11 protein-coding genes are annotated in these 19,328 nt (G+C 41.0%); all 11 read left to right on the top strand.

Features of this window, described 5'->3' with window-relative positions:
- Positions 1–57 precede the first annotated feature (57 nt).
- The 11 genes from E7A03_RS08315 to citF all read left to right on the top strand — a co-directional run bounded on the left by E7A03_RS08315 (position 58) and on the right by citF (position 19,226).
- The gene (locus E7A03_RS08315; RefSeq protein ID WP_316074012.1) at positions 58–5,769 is read left to right on the top strand and encodes a hemagglutinin repeat-containing protein; all 5,712 of its coding nucleotides are present in this window, start codon (positions 58–60) and stop codon (positions 5,767–5,769) included.
- Positions 5,770–5,791: 22 nt separating this feature from the next.
- The gene (locus E7A03_RS08310; protein ID WP_039965274.1) at positions 5,792–6,556 is read left to right on the top strand and encodes a DUF3969 family protein; all 765 of its coding nucleotides are present in this window, start codon (positions 5,792–5,794) and stop codon (positions 6,554–6,556) included.
- Between the two features lie 245 nt (positions 6,557–6,801).
- On the top strand, positions 6,802–7,569 hold the full coding sequence (locus E7A03_RS08305) for a M48 family metallopeptidase (protein ID WP_316074010.1): 768 nt from the start codon (positions 6,802–6,804) through the stop codon (positions 7,567–7,569).
- Positions 7,570–7,581: 12 nt separating this feature from the next.
- On the top strand, positions 7,582–10,989 hold the full coding sequence (locus tag E7A03_RS08300; RefSeq protein WP_316074009.1) for a DNA polymerase III subunit alpha: 3,408 nt from the start codon (positions 7,582–7,584) through the stop codon (positions 10,987–10,989).
- Between the two features lie 93 nt (positions 10,990–11,082).
- Positions 11,083–12,831 carry a pyruvate kinase gene (gene pyk, locus E7A03_RS08295; protein ID WP_278458001.1) on the top strand — a complete coding sequence of 583 codons (1,749 nt, stop codon included), beginning with the start codon at positions 11,083–11,085 and terminating at the stop codon, positions 12,829–12,831.
- 35 nt (positions 12,832–12,866) lie between these two features.
- Positions 12,867–13,610 carry a Bax inhibitor-1/YccA family protein gene (locus E7A03_RS08290; RefSeq protein WP_316074008.1) on the top strand — a complete coding sequence of 248 codons (744 nt, stop codon included), beginning with the start codon at positions 12,867–12,869 and terminating at the stop codon, positions 13,608–13,610.
- A 13-nt stretch (positions 13,611–13,623) separates the two neighbouring features.
- The gene (locus E7A03_RS08285; protein WP_278457999.1) at positions 13,624–14,535 is read left to right on the top strand and encodes a LysR family transcriptional regulator; all 912 of its coding nucleotides are present in this window, start codon (positions 13,624–13,626) and stop codon (positions 14,533–14,535) included.
- 393 nt (positions 14,536–14,928) lie between these two features.
- Positions 14,929–16,332 carry an anion permease gene (locus tag E7A03_RS08280; protein ID WP_024061621.1) on the top strand — a complete coding sequence of 468 codons (1,404 nt, stop codon included), beginning with the start codon at positions 14,929–14,931 and terminating at the stop codon, positions 16,330–16,332.
- Positions 16,333–16,454: 122 nt separating this feature from the next.
- Positions 16,455–16,724, top strand: coding sequence for a citrate lyase acyl carrier protein (gene citD / locus E7A03_RS08275; RefSeq protein WP_024061620.1), 270 nt, complete (start codon positions 16,455–16,457; stop codon positions 16,722–16,724).
- On the top strand, positions 16,724–17,689 hold the full coding sequence (locus E7A03_RS08270; RefSeq protein ID WP_024061619.1) for an HpcH/HpaI aldolase/citrate lyase family protein: 966 nt from the start codon (positions 16,724–16,726) through the stop codon (positions 17,687–17,689). Before citD ends, E7A03_RS08270 begins: the two co-directional genes overlap by 1 nt.
- On the top strand, positions 17,679–19,226 hold the full coding sequence (gene citF, locus E7A03_RS08265; RefSeq protein ID WP_024061618.1) for a citrate lyase subunit alpha: 1,548 nt from the start codon (positions 17,679–17,681) through the stop codon (positions 19,224–19,226). Before E7A03_RS08270 ends, citF begins: the two co-directional genes overlap by 11 nt.
- Positions 19,227–19,328 lie beyond the last annotated feature (102 nt).

Below are 19,328 nucleotides of genomic sequence, written 5' to 3'. Positions count from 1 at the left end.
AACTCAGAGCAAGTAGGTCTGGATGTATCTCAAATCGGTGGTATGTATGCGAATAGTATGTACTTAGTAGGTACTAATGATGGCTTTGGTGTAAATAATAAAGGGATACTTTCGGCGCAAAATAGTATCACTGTTGATAGTAATGGTAAGGTGCAAAATAGCGGCACTGTGGTGTCGCCGGATATGAGTATAAAAGCAAAAGGTTTTATACAAGCCGGTAAAGCTAAATTATATGCTGATTCGGCACGTATTTCAGCAGATACTTTCACACAAACCGGTAATGCTGTTACGAAAGATGCACCAGTACTCATCGCGCGTAATAATTTAGCAGTAGCTACTAATACAATAAAAAATACGAATGGTAGTGTACTGAAGTCTGAAGGCGTATTACAACTTGGAAAGACGATGGATTATAACGGCGTTATATCTGGCAAAATGGATACATTAACTAATGTGGATGCTACTATTGAGGCTGGTCAGCAGGGCGTGATTCTCGCCAAATCCATTGCTAATAAAAATGGTGGCGTTACGTTGAAACGGGCTACTACAGGAACTACGGAGCATGTTAAAAATGAAGTGGCACCGGCAGGCAGTATCAAACGATATCAGCTATCTGAGGAACGTATTTATGATCATGATGATCCAATTCCACAAGATAAGGTTGTAGTTCACTCTTCTGAAAATTTACAATTGTCTATTAATGGAGAGCATCATGATAGCTGGACGAAATATGAATATGATCGTACACGAGTAAAAGAAGTAGTGGATACGTCCAAGCCAGGGCGTATTATTTCGGGTGGTAACTTACAGATTGAAGCAGACGTTGTTACTAATGATGCTAGCCAAATCAGTGCAGCAGGTACTTTGGCTGGTAAAATCGGCCATTATGAAGCGCTTAATCCGAAAGGAAATGAATATATTAGTGAGAATGGAACTGCTACTGGTTATAGTCGCCATAAACATCATGGATGGGATTCCACAAATATTCGTGAGGCGGAGTATCATAATGATGTAGTACAACCGATAGATATACCGGTAGCTGTTTATGGAAGCAATATAGCGAACAGCACAACAGGTGCTACGGTAGATACGTCGGTATTGACGTCTATGAGTCAGTTATCCACTAATCCGAATACAACGTATGCGATGGAAACTGACCCAAATTTTACCAATCGAAGAAGCTTCTTATCCTCTGATTATGTTATCAATCGTTTACAACTCAATCCTATGCGTACACAAAAACGATTAGGTGATGGTTACTACGAACAACAATTGGTAATGCAGGCTATTTTACGTCAAACAGGTAAAAGTAGACTACAGGCAGGACTTACGGAAGAAGAGCAGTACCGTAAATTAATGGATGCAGGTCTTACCGTGATGAAGTCTAAATCGATGATGCTCGGACAAGGATTAACTGAGTCGGAGCAACAGCAATTGACGGAAGATGTGGTAATGCTTGTCAGTCAACCGGTAGTATTGCCGAACGGTAAGACTGAAACCTTACTCGTACCAACATTATATTTGGCGCCGACCACACAACGTGTTGAGGGGGCTGCGAATATGCAGGCTCAATCGATTAATTTGCAAGTAGGTACGATGCATAATCGCGGTAGCATAGTGGCGGATGATGCGATAACTGTACATGGTAATACGATACACAATGATAACGGACTGATTAAAGGTCGCACAACAACAGTGGTGGCGGATACCGATGTTCGTAATACACAAGGCACGATAGAAGGCCGTGACCGTACAACTGTGTATGCTAAGTATGATGTGATAAATGAGGGCGGTACGATTAAGCAAACCAATGAAAAAGGAAAGCTTGTCGTAGCGGCAGATCGTGATGTTATCAATAACGGCGTCAAGTATGAAGCCAGCAATAGTAAGGTTGTATGGAATAGTGCCAATAGCCGCCGTGAAACGATAACCGCTGTAGATCGAGGTCAAATTGCGGCGAAAGGCGATGCTATGGTGACGGCCGGTCGTGATGTCGCTATGCAGGCCGGTACGGTGACGTCGGGTAAGGATGCTACCGTGGCAGCTGGACGCCAGGTCACGATGAAGGCCATGACAGAGAATCATGAGTTAGAGGAACATCGATATGACAAAGGTAAATCCGGTGGCGGTCATTCTCAGACTACAGAAACACATGATTTAGTGAATGAAGCAACCTCTGTAGGCAGCAGTGTGGAAGGTAACAATGTAACTGTGGATGCTAATGCTGATGTAGCACTTAGTGGTAGTGAAATTCTGGCTGTTGATAAGGCACAGGTGAAAGGTAAGAATGTAAAACTTGATACTGCAGCGGCTACAAGTACTGTTGACCATGTGTATAAGGACAAGAAGAAAAGTTTAGTTAAACGGGAACGTACAGATGCAACCAGTGTGGCACAAGTGACTGCTGTAACAGGTTCTGTTGTGAGTGGTAAAGACGTTACGATTAAATCTGGTCATGATGTGACGGGACAATCCGTTAAACTGATGGGGGAACAAGGCGTTCAAGTGTCAGCAGCTGGCAAGGTTGAACTCGGTGCAGATAAGAATGTAACGAAAGAAACGAGTACATATCGTCATAAAACTTCAGGTTTAATGGGAAGTGGTATCGGATTTACTATTGGTACAGAAAAACGAAATATAGATGATACCAATCGTGAAGAGGAAACCGTACGTAATACTATTGCTAGTACGAAGGGCAATGTAAACATTACGGCAAATGATACGGTACATCTTACTAGTGCCGATGTAGTAAGTAAAACCGTTACTACAATTGAGGGCGCTGCAGTGACCCTTGATGGTAATACTGATACGCAACATATGACACATGATGATCGCTATAAAAAGTCCGGCTTAACGGTGGCATTAGGTGGTGCATTAGCTGATAGTGTAACGAATGCAACGCGAACTATTAAACAAGCTGGAGGCCGTGATGATAAACGTTTGACAGCACTTGAACTTAATGAAGCTCGTAAACAGTTACAAGACGGATATGAAGCTGTAGATAGTGCTTTACATGGAGTTAAAATACGAGATGCAGTGACTGGTAAAGTTGAAAAAGTAAATGGTAAAGCTAAACGAGGTCCTAAAAATATTGATGATGCTGTTAATTTATCTGTATCAATTGGTAGTACATCACAGAAACAAGGTCAAACAGTAGATACTGCAACTTATAAAGGTGGTACTATTATTAGTGACGGTGATGTTCATCTAACGGCTCGTGATGCTAAGAAAAATGGTATTACTCTTACTGGTGAAAGCGTATCTGCTGAATCCATTAGTCTGGCTAGCGCTAGCGATATTAATATAAAGGCTGGTAAGAATACAGTAGATGTGAAAAATGATTATAAGAGTTCTGGCTGGAGTGCAGGAGCGAGTATCAGTTTAACTGGTGGTGGCCTTCTCGATATTAATGCGAGTGCTCATATGGCTCGTCAAAATGGAGAAACTCATCAAGAAAGTTATGTACCTACTAAGATTAAAGCTGCCCAATTAGCACAGCTTAAAGCAAAACGAGATACAAATATTATTGGTTCTACCGTATCTGGTAAAAAGGTAGAAGTAGATACAGGTCGTAATTTACATATTCAAAGCTTACAAGATGTAGATAATTTTAAAGAACATAGTAAGTCTGCGGGATTCTCTGTTTCCTCTAAACCTAACTTCAAAAATCCAACTGGTAGTATCAATGCTAGTGTAGGACGAATTGATAGCAAATGGAAGAGTGTAACAGAACAAGCTGGCATTTATGCAGGAGAAGAAGGCTATGACATTAATGTAGGTAACAGTACTACATTAGAAGGTGCTCTAATTAAAAGTAACGCTCCAAAAACTAAGAATAAACTGACTACAAAATCTCTAGAGATGAAAGATATCAAGAACGAAGCCGAATATACATATAGCAACAACGGTATTGGCTATAACTACTATGGCAGTAAAAAGAAACTCGAAGAGATGAAGACTAACGATAAAAAAGGCTATGATAAGATTTATAACAATATCGGTCTAGTTCCAAACTTAGGCGTAGGATCTAAAGGTAAAGCAAGATCTACTACTCAATCTGCAATCTCTGATGGTATACTAACTGTAGATGGTAAAGAAATTGATACTAAAACCATTAACACAAACACAGAAAATACATTACATCAATTAGATAAGATTTTTGATAAAAAGAAAATTGAAGAGCGTCAAGAATTAGCACGTCTATTCTCTAAAAATGCATTTGAACAACTACATAACTGGCAACCAACAACGAAAGATGGCAAAATCGCTAAATCTATTGCACATGGCATCATAGGTGAAGTAGCAGCACGTATGGCTGGTAATGCACCGGGTAGCGGGTTTAAAGCTACTATGACTAATGAGTTGCTAATTGGTGAAATAAAGAAAGTAGCTAAACATGATCCAGCTGTAGCACAATGGTTGAGTGCTGCCGTAGGCGGGGTTGTTAATAAAGTAAGTGGTGAATCAAGTAATAGTGGTGCGGCATCAGCATCTTATGCTACAAAATGGAATGAGGATCTTGTTTGGAATCCAGGAGTCTCAAATACTATAGCCTCTTTAGCTTCAGTTGGTAAAGGTGTTTATGGCCTAGCAAAGAATGCATCACCAGCTTTAATTGCTGGGAATTTAGTAAGTACTCCACTCGTAACTGGTTCGGGCGAGCCTACTACTTTTGATGAAAGTACAATGGCTAATATTCCTGGCAGTGCATTTTATAGAGGCAAAATAACTTCTGGTGTTGAATCAGGTGGAACATTGATGGAGCGTGTTGATGATAGCTCTATTGAAACTGGAGCGGCTCCAGTTTATAGTGGTCCATGGGCTATAACCGTATCTTATCCTGGCACTTCATTACGGGTTCAAGAAAATTATAATTTAGATACTGGGTTTCAGCCTATTAATGTATATCATGCAGCAGATGGAAATACATATAAAGACACCGGTGAATATGATAGTCTTGGTCGCCGATATTTTAGAGGCATAAGCACATCGGGGGCAACTATATTCACAGGACGTGTTATTGGTCCTGATGGTACAGATAATTGGGTAGATATTGGTTCTGATGGCAATTCTCCATTTTCTAGATTGCAAAACATATCAACAGGCCAGGTTGTACATTCAACACATACTGAAGGTGATGCAATATTTGTAGATAATCCAAATGATAATTTGGTATTTAATACTCATACTAATTCTTTTCAATCAACGTTAACTGGGAAAACGATTTCTACAACAGTTGCACTACACTATGCAGACGAACGATTGAGTCCGGAATCGTCATTTACAATAGATGAAATTAGAGCAGGGAGTCCATTACCTGATGGGATTCATTTTGCAAATAAATATCCGGATAAGAGTAAGGCTAAATCTATATCGGAAGAAAATTCTAAGAAAAATTTAGATAATCTTAATAGAAACTCTAATAATAAAAATAAGAATGATAATAAGTCTAATACTAATTTATCTAGTGGATTATATTCTGTAAATGATCGAATTAAGAAGGTTTATAACTCCTTGAAGGAGTTAAAGTCATTACCTAAAGGGTTTAAGAGTTACCAAAAAGATAAATTAAATATAAAAAATGAGGATGGTCTCGGTAAACAATTAAAAGAAGATGTAGGGGGCGATTGGAAAAAAATATATGACCATGGGAAAGATATTAATGGAAATGATATAGAAATCCATTATTTCCAAAATAGAAATGGACAAATATTTAATCCAAAGATAAAAAGAATTAATGATGAACCGGTAAATCGAAAGCTAAAATAAATTAGTGGACAGAGGTATAAATATGATCTATTTTAAAAATAAAAAAAGTTTAGATACATTTTTAATGGTCTTTATATTGGGCGCTGTTAAGGCATATAGACGAAATTATATTGATTTGACCATTCTAGAATATTACATATTTAGTATGTTAATTCGATTAATGTGTAGAAAAGCACATCTGTCCGATAAATTGTTAAATATTATTGGAGATGGGATGAGTTTAGAGGATGTTGATGAGTGGATGGCTCGTAGGATTCCTATACCACCATTAAATGATATGTTAGATGATATTGAATGCAGTAGTTGGATTGCTTTAATAGAACGGGAGTTAGAGGGTAATACTTTATCTGAAGCGTTAAAGATTTCTACACATGATGAAAAGAAGTTCGGTATCTATTTCTTTACCGATTATGTAGAGGAGATATTTTGGGCGTTGTTTTTGTTAGGATTGTATGAAGTCTTACAAAAACCTGAATTCATTTCTGAATCAATCTTAAGTTGTATTAAACAGACCTATTTGTCTGAAATATATACGTGTGAACGTATTCAGAATGAAGATTTTCAAGCATGTATTTCTAATTTACAGGAGATAGTTGATACTAATATATCCGGGCAATTAAGTAAAGAATTAATTACTATGAAAGCAAAATTAGCATCATTACAGGTATTATTACCATTTTATGATGTGAGTTTTGATAAGTTAAAAACAGACATTGATTTAAAAGCTACTAGAGGGATGTTCTGGCAAATTAAAGTTTTAGGGAAGTTTATAGACTTGGGATTATAGATTCTAAAAGATTATTAAGTTGGTTCTATACTTATGATTACTTTTAATTTTGGGATTAACCTTTATTAACTTCTATCCTTAAATAATATTTAGTGTTAAATGTTATAAGCTTATTTTAATGACATCTATACCTTTCATAAGGGACTGGTATAGGTGTCATTTTTATATTGAAAACTAATAAAAATCAGTATTGATTAAAATCTAAGTAGTTCTATTAAAATTACCAGATTTTTACGATTTTATGAGTGTTTTATGATAAAATAAAAGGTATGAATACTTCAACAACTAGGCCTATTACCTATAATGGCAACATAATTGAATATGAGTTAACCATCAAGCGTGTGAAGAACATGAACATGCGCATTACAAAGGATGGTGTGATCCATGTGTCGGCGAATGGGTATGTGCCGGATTATAGGGTGGACAAGTTTGTCATCGAGAATATGTCCTTCATTGAGCGGGCTCGTTACAAGATTGATGCATTGAATGCCAAGCGCGTCGATGCGTTGCAGTATGTGAATGGTGAAAGTTTATCCATCCTCGGCATTCCAGTTACGTTGCGCTTAGTTGAGCAGGATGGAAAGCCTCACATAGGCTTTGACGGGAAAGCCATTCTTACCATGGTTGTACCTCAGGGTACGACCTTTGAAGCAAAGCATAAATTAATGCAGAGTTACTGGCGTAATTTAGGGGAGAAGGTCTTTGTCCACTGGGCAAAGGTCGTGTATCAGCGCTTTCACAAGCAAGGTATTGATGTGCCTATGCCAATCATAAAACAGCAGCGAATGAAGAGTCGTTGGGGTTCTTGTACGCCTGCAAAGCAGCTCGTCAAGATGAACACCCGTTTGTTAGAGGGACCACAGGCGTATATTGAGTACGTTATGGTTCATGAGTTTGCTCATTTTAAATATTTAGACCATTCCAAGAACTTTCACAATCTCGTGGCACAGTTTTTGCCAGATTGGAAGGCTCGTAAGAAGTCATTGAACGTGTATTTTGCTCATCGCCCTTAAAGGAGGTGTACCATGCAGCCATTTGTACATTTACATAGTCATACAGAGTTTAGTTTGCTAGACGGCATAAGTCGTTTGCCTGACATGGTACGTCGTGCGAAGGAGTTAAATCAGCCCGCCCTTGCCATCACGGACCATGGCAATATGTACGCAGCCATTTATTTCTATAAAGAGTGTATAGCCCAAGGCGTTAAGCCTATCATCGGTTGTGAAGTATATGTAACGGAAAACAACCGATTTGATCGTCCCGAAGGTCGCAGCCGTGAAAGATTAAAACATCTCATCCTATTGGCGGAGACTATGGAAGGGTATCGTAATCTTGTTAAAATCGTGTCTAAAGCATCTACGGAAGGTATGTTATATCGTCCTCGTGCAGACCGAGATTTATTGCGCCAATACAGCAAAGGGATTATTGCCCTTAGTGCGTGTATTCAAGGAGAAATTCCTCAGTATATTTTGCAAGACAATATGGAAGGCGCCAAGCGTTCCATCGAATGGCATATCGAGACGTACGGCAAGGATAATTTTTTCTTAGAAATTCAAAATCATGGTTTGCCAGAGGAGGCAAAGGCTCAAGAGGAACTCATTAAGCTCAGCAAGGAATATGGTCTTGGCATTGTAGCGTCTAATGATTTCCACTATGTTTTAAAAGAGGATGCAGACGCGCAGGATATTAAGGTTTGTATATCTACAGGTCGTCGCCGTGCTGAGGTAGACCGCTTAAAATTCCCGAATGATGAGTTTTATCTCAAGTCTGGGGATGAGATGGCGGAGTTATTTGGACATATCCCAGGGGCTATCGAAAACACCTTAAAAATTGCAGACCGTTGCAATGTAGAGTTTAATTTCGACGAACATCATTTGCCACACTTTGATGTGCCAGAAGGGGAAACGTCTAAGACCTATTTACGTAAGGTTTGTGAACGAGAAATTCCTCGCCTATATGGAGAGACCTCTGAAGAGTTACAAAAACGTCTCGACTACGAGTTAGATGTTATTGGAACCATGGGCTTTGAGGACTACTTCCTCATCGTATGGGATTATGTGCGCTATGCTCGTGAGCACGATATCTTAGTAGGTCCTGGACGTGGTTCTGCGGCCGGTTCTGTAGTAGCCTATCTATTAGGTATTACAGGCCTTGATCCATTGAAATACGACTTGCTCTTTGAACGGTTCTTAAATCCAGAGCGGGTAAGCATGCCCGATATTGATATTGACTTTTGCTATGAAAAGCGTGGTCAAGCCATCGAATATGTGACAAGAAAATACGGTCAAGCTCGTGTGTCTCAGATTATTACCTTTGGTACTGAGGCGGCTCGTGCCGTTATCCGTGACGTAGGTCGTGTGCTCGACTTACCTCTGGCGGAGGTAAACCGTATTGCTAAGATGATTCCTAACGAATTGGGTATTACCTTAGATAAGGCGTTACAAGGCAAAGAGTTAAAAGCTTTATACGAAGCCGATCCAAATGTTAAAGAGTTATTTGATTTTGGTAAAAAGCTAGAAGGCATAGCGCGAAATTCGTCCACTCATGCGGCGGGCGTTGTAATTTCTGCAGATCCTTTAGATGACCATGTACCGGTACAAAATGCCAACGATGAAGGCTTTGTAACGCAGTACGATAAGGACAATATCGAGGAGTTAGGCCTCTTAAAGATGGACTTCTTGGGCCTCCGTACCTTGACAGTTATGGGGGATGCCTTAAAGCTCATCAAGGCGAACCGTGGTATTGACCTAGACTTAGATGCCATTCCGCTCGATGATGCGGCGGCCTGTGACATTCTCACCAAGGGTGACACATCTGGTGTATTCCAACTCGAGTCGGAAGGTATTACTAAGCTCGTTATGGACCTTAAGCCTGAGCATTTTGAGGACTTGATTCCGTTGGTAGCCTTGTACCGTCCAGGGCCACTAGGCTCTGGGATGGTGGCGGACTTTATTGACCGCCGTCACGGTAAAAAAGAGGTTACCTATTTACATCCAATTTTAGAACCGATTTTAAAAGATACCTTTGGTGTAATCCTATACCAAGAACAGGTTATGCAGATTGCCTCCGCCATGGGGGGATTCTCCCTTGGTCAAGCGGATTTGATGCGCCGTGCCATGGGCAAGAAAAAGGAATCTGTTCTAAAAGCACAGCGCGAGTCCTTTATTCAGGGCTCTGTTAAAAACGGTATCGATGAATCCGTGGCGAACGAAGTATTTGACTTGCTTGTATACTTTGCGGGCTATGGCTTTAATAAATCACATAGTGCGGCGTATGCGTATATTGCGTACCAAACGGCGTATTTGAAAGCCCACTACTTCCCAGAATTTATGGCTGCAACCATGACGAGCTTCATGCAGAACATGCAGAAATTGACTTACTACATTAATGCCTGCAAGAAGCACAATGTTAAGGTACTAGGCCCAGATATTAACTATTCTGAGCGCAGCTTCGCCGTACAAGACGATGCTATTCGTTTCGGCCTTGGCGGTATCAAGAACGTAGGGGACAATGCCATTGATCGCTTGATTACTGAGCGCAATGAGCATGGTCTTTATACGGATATCGTGGACTTTTGCAAACGGGTGGACAACAAGGTCGTTAATAAACGACTTCTTGAAAGTCTCATTCGCTGCGGCGCCATGGATGGTTTCAAGGAAAATCGTAACCAATTGTTGCATATGTATGAAAGCGCACAAGCCGTTGGTGCTAAAGAGCAAAAAGATGCCGCTATGGGTACCATGAATCTCTTTGGCGATATGGAAGAAGCTGTCGATTTCATTCCTGTTCCCAATGTGGAGGATTTATCGGAGGACGATAAATTAAAGGATGAAAAGGAATATACCGGCTTTTATATTACGGGGCATCCATTGCAAGGATATGCGAAGGAGCTGGAAGGGCTCTTTGAACTGGGCGCTCTCGTAGAAAATCCAGAGCAATACGATGGTCAAACCATTACCTTTGGTGGCCTCATCGAAAATAAATCGGATCGCATGACAAAGCGCAATGAGGTTATGTCCATTCTTCGCATCGAAGATTATTCTGGTGCGGCTAATGTAGTTGCATTCCCTAAGGTCTTTAGTCAAAGTCAGCAATTCCTTGCGGTCGATATGATTGTTAAGGTAAAAGGCCGGGTTGATGCGGATGAAAAAGGTGTGCAAATCATTGCAGACCGTATTACGCCATTAAAGGTAAACTATGGGCAGGCAAAACAGGTGGCAATCCACATTTATAGCCAATATGATACACCAGAAAATAGCGAAGCCTTAAAACGCGTGTTGACTAGCACTGCTGGCTCCGTGCCAACGTCATTATATTTACACCGTCAACGAAAACGGATTAATCTGCCACCAAATATGTGCTTTGACCCTAGTGATGAATCCATTAGCGCTATTGAATCTATTCTAGGCGAGGGCTCCGTAGAGGTGCAATAACATATGTTGCGTGGAGCACAGATAGCTTTCACCAACATTGATATAATAAGAAATGAAAGATCCAATCTTGGAGGTGCTTTCATAGGAGGAAAGATGAAACGTACAAAGATCGTATGTACTGTAGGTCCGGGAACGGATAAATTTGGTATCTTAGAAGATATGATGCGGGCGGGCATGAACGTAGCTCGTTTTAACTTCTCTCACGGATCCCATGAAGAGCAGGCAGAACGCATGCAAATGGTGCGCGATGCAGCGATGATTGTGAATAAACCAATCGCATTATTGCTCGACACAAAAGGCCCTGAGGTGCGTCTCGGTCTATTTAAAGAGGGCAAGGTATTCCTCGAAGCTGGTCAACCATTTACGTTGACTACAGATGATGTGGAAGGCACAAAAGAGCTTAGCTCCGTGAACCACAAAGGTCTTACAGGTGATGTGTCCGTAGGGGATAAAATTCTATTGGCTGATGGGCTTGTAACACTTACCATCGATGCTATCGAAGGCAATAATATCATTACAACTGTTCAAAATAGCGGGGAAATCGGCAACCGCAAGCGTGTAGCCGTACCAGGTGTAGCACTAAGCTTGCCACCTGTATCTGAACAGGATGAAGCGGACTTGCGCTTTGGCTGTCAACAAGGGGTAGACTTTGTGGCCGCATCCTTCATGCAACGGGGTAAAGACATTGTGGCTATTCGCCGCATTCTTGAGTCTGAGAAAAAAGATATCAAGATTATCGCGAAAATCGAAAATGCAGAAGGCGTTAAAAATATCGATGAAATCTTGGAAGTAGCTGATGGCCTCATGGTTGCGCGTGGCGATCTCGGTGTAGAAATCCCTGCAGAAGAAGTGCCAGTACTTCAAAAGATGATGATTGAAAAATGCAATAACTTGGGTAAACCCGTTATTACGGCGACACAAATGCTTGAGTCTATGATTCAAAATCCACGTCCAACACGTGCGGAAGCAAGTGACGTAGCTAACGCCATTTTGGATGGTACCGATGCGATTATGTTATCTGGTGAAACAGCCAATGGTTCCTATCCTGTAGAAGCTGTTGCGACCATGACTCGCATTGCAGAGGTAACGGAAAAGGCTGCTATTTACGATAGCTATAGCCGCGCTCGTGAGGATGAAGAAATGACTACTACAAGCGCCGTATGCTTGGCTAGTGTGCGCGTAGCTCAAAATCTCGGGGCCGCTGCTATTTTGACATGTACTGAATCTGGCCACACCGCACTTAGCGTGGCGCGTCATCGTCCAGATTGTAAAATCATCGCTGTCACACCTCATGAGGAAACTATTCGTCGCATGCAATTATGCTGGGGCGTAGAGGCTATTAAGGGACATGAAATTATCAACTCCGATGAAATGGTAAAACAAGCCATTACTGGTGCGCTTGGTACTGGGGCTATCGAGTCTGGTGACCTTGTAGTTGTTACCGCTGGTGTGCCATCCGGTGCAACCGGTACTACAAACATGATTCGCGTTCACATTGCAGGTCGAGTACTCTTGTCTGGCAATGGTATTTTACGTAAATCCGTTACAGGTAATGTATACATTGCGGCTAATCATAAGGGTAATTATGAAAGTTTCAAAGATGGTGATATCCTTGTGGTAGGCACAATTGAGCCTGAATTGATGGCTATTGCAAAACGAGCAGGTGGCATTATTGCCGTAGAAGATGGTTATACATCGGACAGCGCTATTGCGGGCATTACCTATGGTATTCCTGTTATCTTAGGCGCTAAAAATGCTCATGAAGTGCTCCTCGAAGGTCAAGAAGTGACTATCGATGGCGAACGTGGTAAGGTGTTTGCGGGCATTGCCAATGCTCGATAATCTCTATAAGTGATAATTAAATAAGGAGGGATAGTATGAATCCATATAATGTAACAGGACCTACTGCAGCTGAGGTTGCACAGGTTGAAAGTATCGTATCCCAACGATTAAAAGGCTCTTTTTTATGGATGGTTGTAGGCTTACTTACAACTATTGGTGTTGGCTTTGCTGCATTAGTGAATCCAAATTGGTTACGCTTTGCGTACCAAAATTTTAATATTATCTTATTAGTAGAGCTAGGTGTGGTATTCCTTTTTAGTGCTCGTGCATATTCTGCTAATGTAATGACGTTACGAGGTATGTTCTTCCTCTATAGTGCTTTGAATGGTCTCACATTGACTTTGGTATCATTGCGATACAATGTGTTTGATGTTGTTATTCCGGCGTTAATAGGTACGCTTGCTTTCTTCATTGGCTTTGCAGTGGTAGGGGCTACAACTAAACGTAATTTATCATCCCTTACACCATATGTGATGGCGGCATTGTTCGGCATGATCATCGTATCCTTGGTGATGATGGGGGCCCGCTTCTTTAACTGGACTGTACTCAGTGGCTTTAGTGATACTGTTAGTTTAGTTCTAGGTTATGTAGGTGTTGTAGTATTCTCTATCTTTACAGCTATCGATGTGAACCGCATTAAGAATAATGTGACACAAGTGGCGCTCATGGAGGATGAAATAATTTTAGACCGCATTGAAATCACAGGCGCTTTGAGCCTATACCTAGATTTCATTAACTTATTCTTATCCTTATTACGCATCTTTGGTAATAAGCGATAATAAAGGAGTTTGTATGGACGATAGAGAATGGCAAACCTTTGTTACTGTTGTCGATGAAGGCAATATTACAAGGGCTGCAGAAAAATTATTTTTATCGCAACCAGCGTTGAGTTATCGGTTGCGCCATATGGAAAAAGCCTTGGGCCATTCTCTGTTGTTGCGGACTGCTGAGGGGATTGCCCTCACGGCACAAGGCGAAATTTTCTATGATTACTGTAAGCGAATGATGCAAGAAGAAGAGGCTTTGGAGCACGCTATGAACTCCGCTTCTGGCAAGATTCAAGGGACCTTGAAAATCGCATCATCTATCAACTTTGCAGATTATGAACTACCTGCTTTATTGAGAGCTTTCCGCGAACAATATCCTGATGTTCATATTCAAGTGAAGACTGCTTTCAGCCATCAAGTGGTAAAAATGTTTAATACTGGTGACTGTATGGTCGCCTTTGCTCGTGGTGGCTATGACGTGTCTGGTAAGTCTGAACTGTTACTAGCAGAGCCCTATTGTCTTGTATATAAAGAATTAGTGCCGCCTGAATCCTTAGTAAAGGTACCGTTCATTAAATACCAAACAGATGCATCGGTAGCAAATATTATCGAAACTTGGTGTGCAGAACATTTTGACGAGCCCCCAAGTGTGGCGATGGACGTAAATTCTATGAGTACGTGTCGTCACTTTGTTCGTGCTGGTCTTGGTTGGTCTATCTTGACCTATATGGGACTTGGATCCTGTAAGGATAAAGATATTTATGTGAGTCCATTACGCAGTAAAAATGGTGAATATATCACCCGTGATACCAATATGGTGTACACAAAAGATTCGGAAAATTTAATCGTTGTTAATACCTTTATTGAATATGTCCGTAACTATTACAAGGAACACACCGTTGTAGATAATAGTATATTTAGAGAATATAAGTCTTAGGAATTATCAATAGAGCATATCTATGAGGTTTTCTAACTGTTTATCCATGCTGTTTCAGTATTGGACTTTTTCGATATAATAGATAATAATAAAAGTGTCTCGAAAGAGAAAGGCAGTACCATGTAAGTGCATGTATACACCCCTTTGGGGACGTATACATGCATTTTTTTCATTTGGGACTGTAAAACTATGCTTAAAATGCATAAAAAGTATGATTGACAGATATAAAAGTTTTTATAACCCCTATAAAGGTAATCTATTATTCATATTTCTTTTAAACATTTATAATGAGTATAGACTTAATCAATGTAATCGACGTCGCGAACGGTTATGTTGTTGAAGACTAGATGATTTTATGTATGCCTAAGTTAATTCAGAAAGGGAAAGACACACATGAAAGACAAATTATGGCGCGTTGCCGTTATGGCTGCCATCGTCGCAATCGCATGGTTTGGTGGCACCCCAGAAGGGCTCAAACCACAAGTATGGCAATTATTTGGTATTTATTTAGCAACTATCGTGGGCTTGGTATTAAAACCATTCCCTGTTCCTATTACAGTATTATTAGGTGTTGCTACATCTTCTATTTTATTGAATAACACAAAAGATGTATTAACTGGCTACAGTAACACAGCATTATGGTTAATCTTCGCAGCCTTCGCATTATCCGTTGCGTTTGGTAAAACTGGTCTTGGCCACCGCATTGCGTACCACTTGGTTCGCGCCTTTGGTAGCACTACGCTTCGTCTTGGCTATGTAACTGCATTCCTTGATATGATCTTATCTCCAGCAACTCCATCCAACACAGCTCGCGCGGCAGGTATCGTATATCCTATCAATTTGTCCATCGCTGAAGCTGTTGGTTCCTATCCTGGTGAAACTGCTAAAAAAGCCGGTGCTTACCTCTTGCAAAATGGTTACTTCGCAACAAAGGTCACATCCTTCTTCTTTGCTACTGCAATGGCGCCAAACTTATTAGCATTAGATTTCATCACTAAATTGACAGGGGTATCCTTGAACTGGGCGCAATGGGCGTTGGCTATGTTCGTACCTGGTTTCATTATGTTAATGTGTATCCCATTCATCGGTTATATGTATGAACGTCCTTCTGTAAAAGAAATCGACAATAAGAAAATTGCTGAGGATGGGTTAGCAGAATTAGGACCTATGAAAGCGTCTGAAAAAGGCCTTATTGCCATTGCACTTCTTGCAATCGTAGGCTGGGTTCTTCCTACTTTTGATATTAATATTAATGCTACTGCAGTGGCTATCGTAGCTATGCTTGCTACATTTGTATGTGGCATTATTAATTGGGATGACTTGCTCAAAACTAAAGCAGCTTGGAACACATTGATTTGGTTCGGTGGTATCTTGGGCTTATCCTCTGCATTGACTAAAGGTAAATTCTTCGAATGGTTGGCTAAATACTTAGAGGCTCATATGAACTTTGGCTTAGATCCATTCATGATGCTTATCCTTATTTCTGTAATCTCTGTTGCTGTTCGTTACTTCTTTGCATCTGGTACTGCATATATTTCTGCAATGTTACCAGTATTCTTGATTGTAGGTATCAACGCAGGTATCGATCCTACATTACTAGCTTTCATCTTAATTGGGACAAACTCCTATGGTGGTTCCGTAACTCACTACGGTGCGGCTCCTGGTCCAATCATCTTCTCCGCTGGTTACAACAATGTAAAAGACTGGTGGACAGTTGGTCTTATCTCCGCCGTTGTATGTTTAGTTTTGAACTACGTAATCGGTATCCCTTGGTGGAAAATCGCTGGTTTCATGTAATCAGAAACTTTCACTATGGAGTGTTAGATTTTAATTGTTAGTATTCAATATCTGTATAGGCTCTCGCGACGAGTCTGTACAAATTTGGGTTTTATAAATGTTTCACAAGGAAAGGATGCAACATGGCACAATTAGTAAAAGCTGCACAAGCTGGCTTCGACGAAAAAAATGATGCATTAGTAACGGTTGAACCGATTGCTAGCGGTATCGAAATCGAATTAACATCCAAAGTTATGCGTCAATATGGCGATCAAATTAAATCCGTTATCTTGAACACAGTGAAAGAAGCTGGTTATGATGGCGTAAAAGTAATCGTACAAGATAAAAATGCTTGGGATTACACAATTAAAGCTCGCGTATTAGGTGCATTGGAAAGGGGGAGCAAAGCATAATGGCTAACGATAAAACATTCCCAGAAGTTAAAACAAACCCATTAACAGAGGCTGCTAAAAAACGTTTGTCTCGTTCCATGATGTTCGTACCAGGTAATACACCTAAAATGATTAACAGTGCAGATATTCACGGTGCTGACTCCATCATGATCGATATCGAAGATTCCGTGCCAATTACAGAAAAAGACATAGCTCGTCTTTTAACTGCAGAAGCATTGAAATCCCGTAAATTCCGTGCAGAAACAGTTGTTCGTATCAACCATCCTACACAAACTCCTTATGGCTATGACGATCTTGATGTTATCGTTCCAGCTAAACCTGATATGATTCGTTTACCTAAAACTGAAGATGTTTCTGAAGTTGAAATCGTAGCGAAGAAAATCGAAGAAGTAGAAAAAGCTAACGGCTGGCCAGAAGGTACAATCAATATTATCGTAGCTATCGAATCCGTTCGTGGCTTATACAATGTTCGTGAAATCTGCCACGGCCCTCGCGTAGTTGCTATCGCTCTTGGCGCTGAAGACTATCGTGCAGACCTTCGCACAGGTAAACATAAACCAGCTGTTGAATTGTTGTTCGCTCGTCAAACAATCCTTCATGCAGCACGCGAAGCAGGTATCCGAGTAATCGATACTGTATTCTCCGATGTGAAAGATCCTCAAGGTTTCCGCGAAGAAGTTGAATTCATTAAAGCTTTGGGTTATGATGGCAAATCTTGTATCCACCCAAGCCAAATCAAAATTATCCACGAAGTATTCACTCCTGACGAAAAAGAAATCGCTCATTCCGTTAAGGTATTGAACAGCTATGCAGATGCATTGCGCAACAATAAAGGCGTAATCTCCGTAGATGGTAAAATGATCGATGGTCCTATCGTAGTTCGTGCACAACGCGTAGTTGATAAAGCACGTGCAGCAGGCATTAAAGTTGAATTAGAGGAAGGAGCAGAATACGATGTTAAATAAAGTAGGTCGCGATATCCCAACAAATATCCCAGCACTAGAAGGCCGTGAAGTATATCAAGGTGAATTCGCCATTGAACCTAAAGTTCATCGTGCAGGTAAACCTGTACACATGAGCCGTGTTGGCACTAATAAAGTACTTGCTTCCATCGATGAAGCAATCGAAAAGGCTGGCGTAAAAGATGGCATGACTTTGTCCTTCCATCATCACTTGCGCAACGGTGACTATGTAATGAAAATGGTTATGGAACGCGTACAAGCAAAAGGTATTAAAGATATTACTATCGCGTCTTCTTCCTTGTCCCCATGCCATGAATTCTTGGTAGAAATGATTCAAGACGGCACTGTAACAGCTATTGAAACATCTGGCTTGCGCGATCGTCTTGGTAAATTCTTAACACAAAACCCTGGCGTATTGAAACGCCCTGTAGTGATTCGTTCTCACGGTGGTCGTGCTCGTGCTATCGAATCTGGCGAAGTTCATATCGATGTAGCTTTCATGGGTGCTCCTACAGCTGACCCACGCGGTAATGCTACTGGTCGCATGGGCAAATCCGCATGTGGTGCTCTTGGCTATGCTAAAGTTGACTCCCACTATGCAGATACAACTGTTATTATCACAGATAATTTGGTTGATTATGTACACAACTATGCAATCCCTCAAACTGATGTTGATTATGTTGTTGAGGTTGAAAGCATTGGTGATCCAGAAGGTATCGCTTCTGGTGCAGTAGGTTTCACTAAAAACCCTATTCAAATCAAAATTGCTGAACTAGCTGGTGAATTCCTTGACCAAGCTGGCATTATCAAAGACGGTTTCGTATTCCAATTGGGCGCTGGTGGTGCTCCATTGACTGTAGCAAAATTCATTGCTGAAAAACTTCGTAAACGCGGTGAAGTAGGTGGCTTCGCTATCGGTGGCGCTACTGGTATCTTGACTGGTATGCTTGAAGAAGGCTTGATTCGTGCTATTTATGATACTCAAACATTCGATACTACTGCAGCTGCATCCTTGGATAAAAACCCTGCTCACATTGAAATGTCCGCTTCCATGTACGCTAACCCATGGACAGACTGCACTACAAACTACTTAGACGTAGTATTCCTTGGTGCTACTGAAATCGACCTTGATTTCAATGTAAACGTAATGACTGACTCCAACGGTGTATTGATGGGCGCTTCCGGCGGTCACTCCGACACAGCAGCAGGTGCTAAATGCACAGTTATTACTTGCCCATTGATCCGTGGCCGTTTGCCAATGATTCGTGACAAGGTAGCAACTGTAATTACACCAGGCTCCTCCGTTGACGTTCTCGTTACTGAATATGGTATCGCCATCAACCCAGCTCGTACTGATTTGATTGAACGCTTCAAAGATAGCAACTTGCCTATCTACACAATTGAAGAATTACAACAATTAGCATTTGACTTAGTAGGTAAACCACAAGATATCCCTGTATCCGACAAAGATGAAGACATCGTGGCAATCGTAGAATACCGCGATGGTTCTATCCTTGACGTGGTTCGTAAACCTCTATAATTAAAACAAAGACCCTCTCTATGGTCCTCGAACTCACACATGACTGAAGTTCGTCTACGGACCACGGAGAGGGCCTTTTTGTATTTTTATGAATTGTAGGGC

Origin of the sequence: Veillonella parvula (assembly GCF_032472435.1) — a bacterium.
GTDB lineage: Bacteria > Bacillota > Negativicutes > Veillonellales > Veillonellaceae > Veillonella > Veillonella parvula_N.
This window is presented reverse-complemented; position numbering and strand designations above follow the sequence as displayed.

Coding starts and splice junctions, on each gene's coding strand:
- E7A03_RS08280 (WP_024061621.1), top strand. CDS start 14,929: ATGAAAGACAAATTATGGCGCGTTGCCGTTATGGCTGCCATCGTCGCA.
- E7A03_RS08270 (WP_024061619.1), top strand. CDS start 16,724: ATGGCTAACGATAAAACATTCCCAGAAGTTAAAACAAACCCATTAACA.
- E7A03_RS08300 (WP_316074009.1), top strand. CDS start 7,582: ATGCAGCCATTTGTACATTTACATAGTCATACAGAGTTTAGTTTGCTA.
- E7A03_RS08310 (WP_039965274.1), top strand. CDS start 5,792: ATGATCTATTTTAAAAATAAAAAAAGTTTAGATACATTTTTAATGGTC.
- pyk (WP_278458001.1), top strand. CDS start 11,083: ATGAAACGTACAAAGATCGTATGTACTGTAGGTCCGGGAACGGATAAA.
- E7A03_RS08285 (WP_278457999.1), top strand. CDS start 13,624: ATGGACGATAGAGAATGGCAAACCTTTGTTACTGTTGTCGATGAAGGC.
- citD (WP_024061620.1), top strand. CDS start 16,455: ATGGCACAATTAGTAAAAGCTGCACAAGCTGGCTTCGACGAAAAAAAT.
- citF (WP_024061618.1), top strand. CDS start 17,679: ATGTTAAATAAAGTAGGTCGCGATATCCCAACAAATATCCCAGCACTA.
- E7A03_RS08290 (WP_316074008.1), top strand. CDS start 12,867: ATGAATCCATATAATGTAACAGGACCTACTGCAGCTGAGGTTGCACAG.
- E7A03_RS08315 (WP_316074012.1), top strand. CDS start 58: ATGTACTTAGTAGGTACTAATGATGGCTTTGGTGTAAATAATAAAGGG.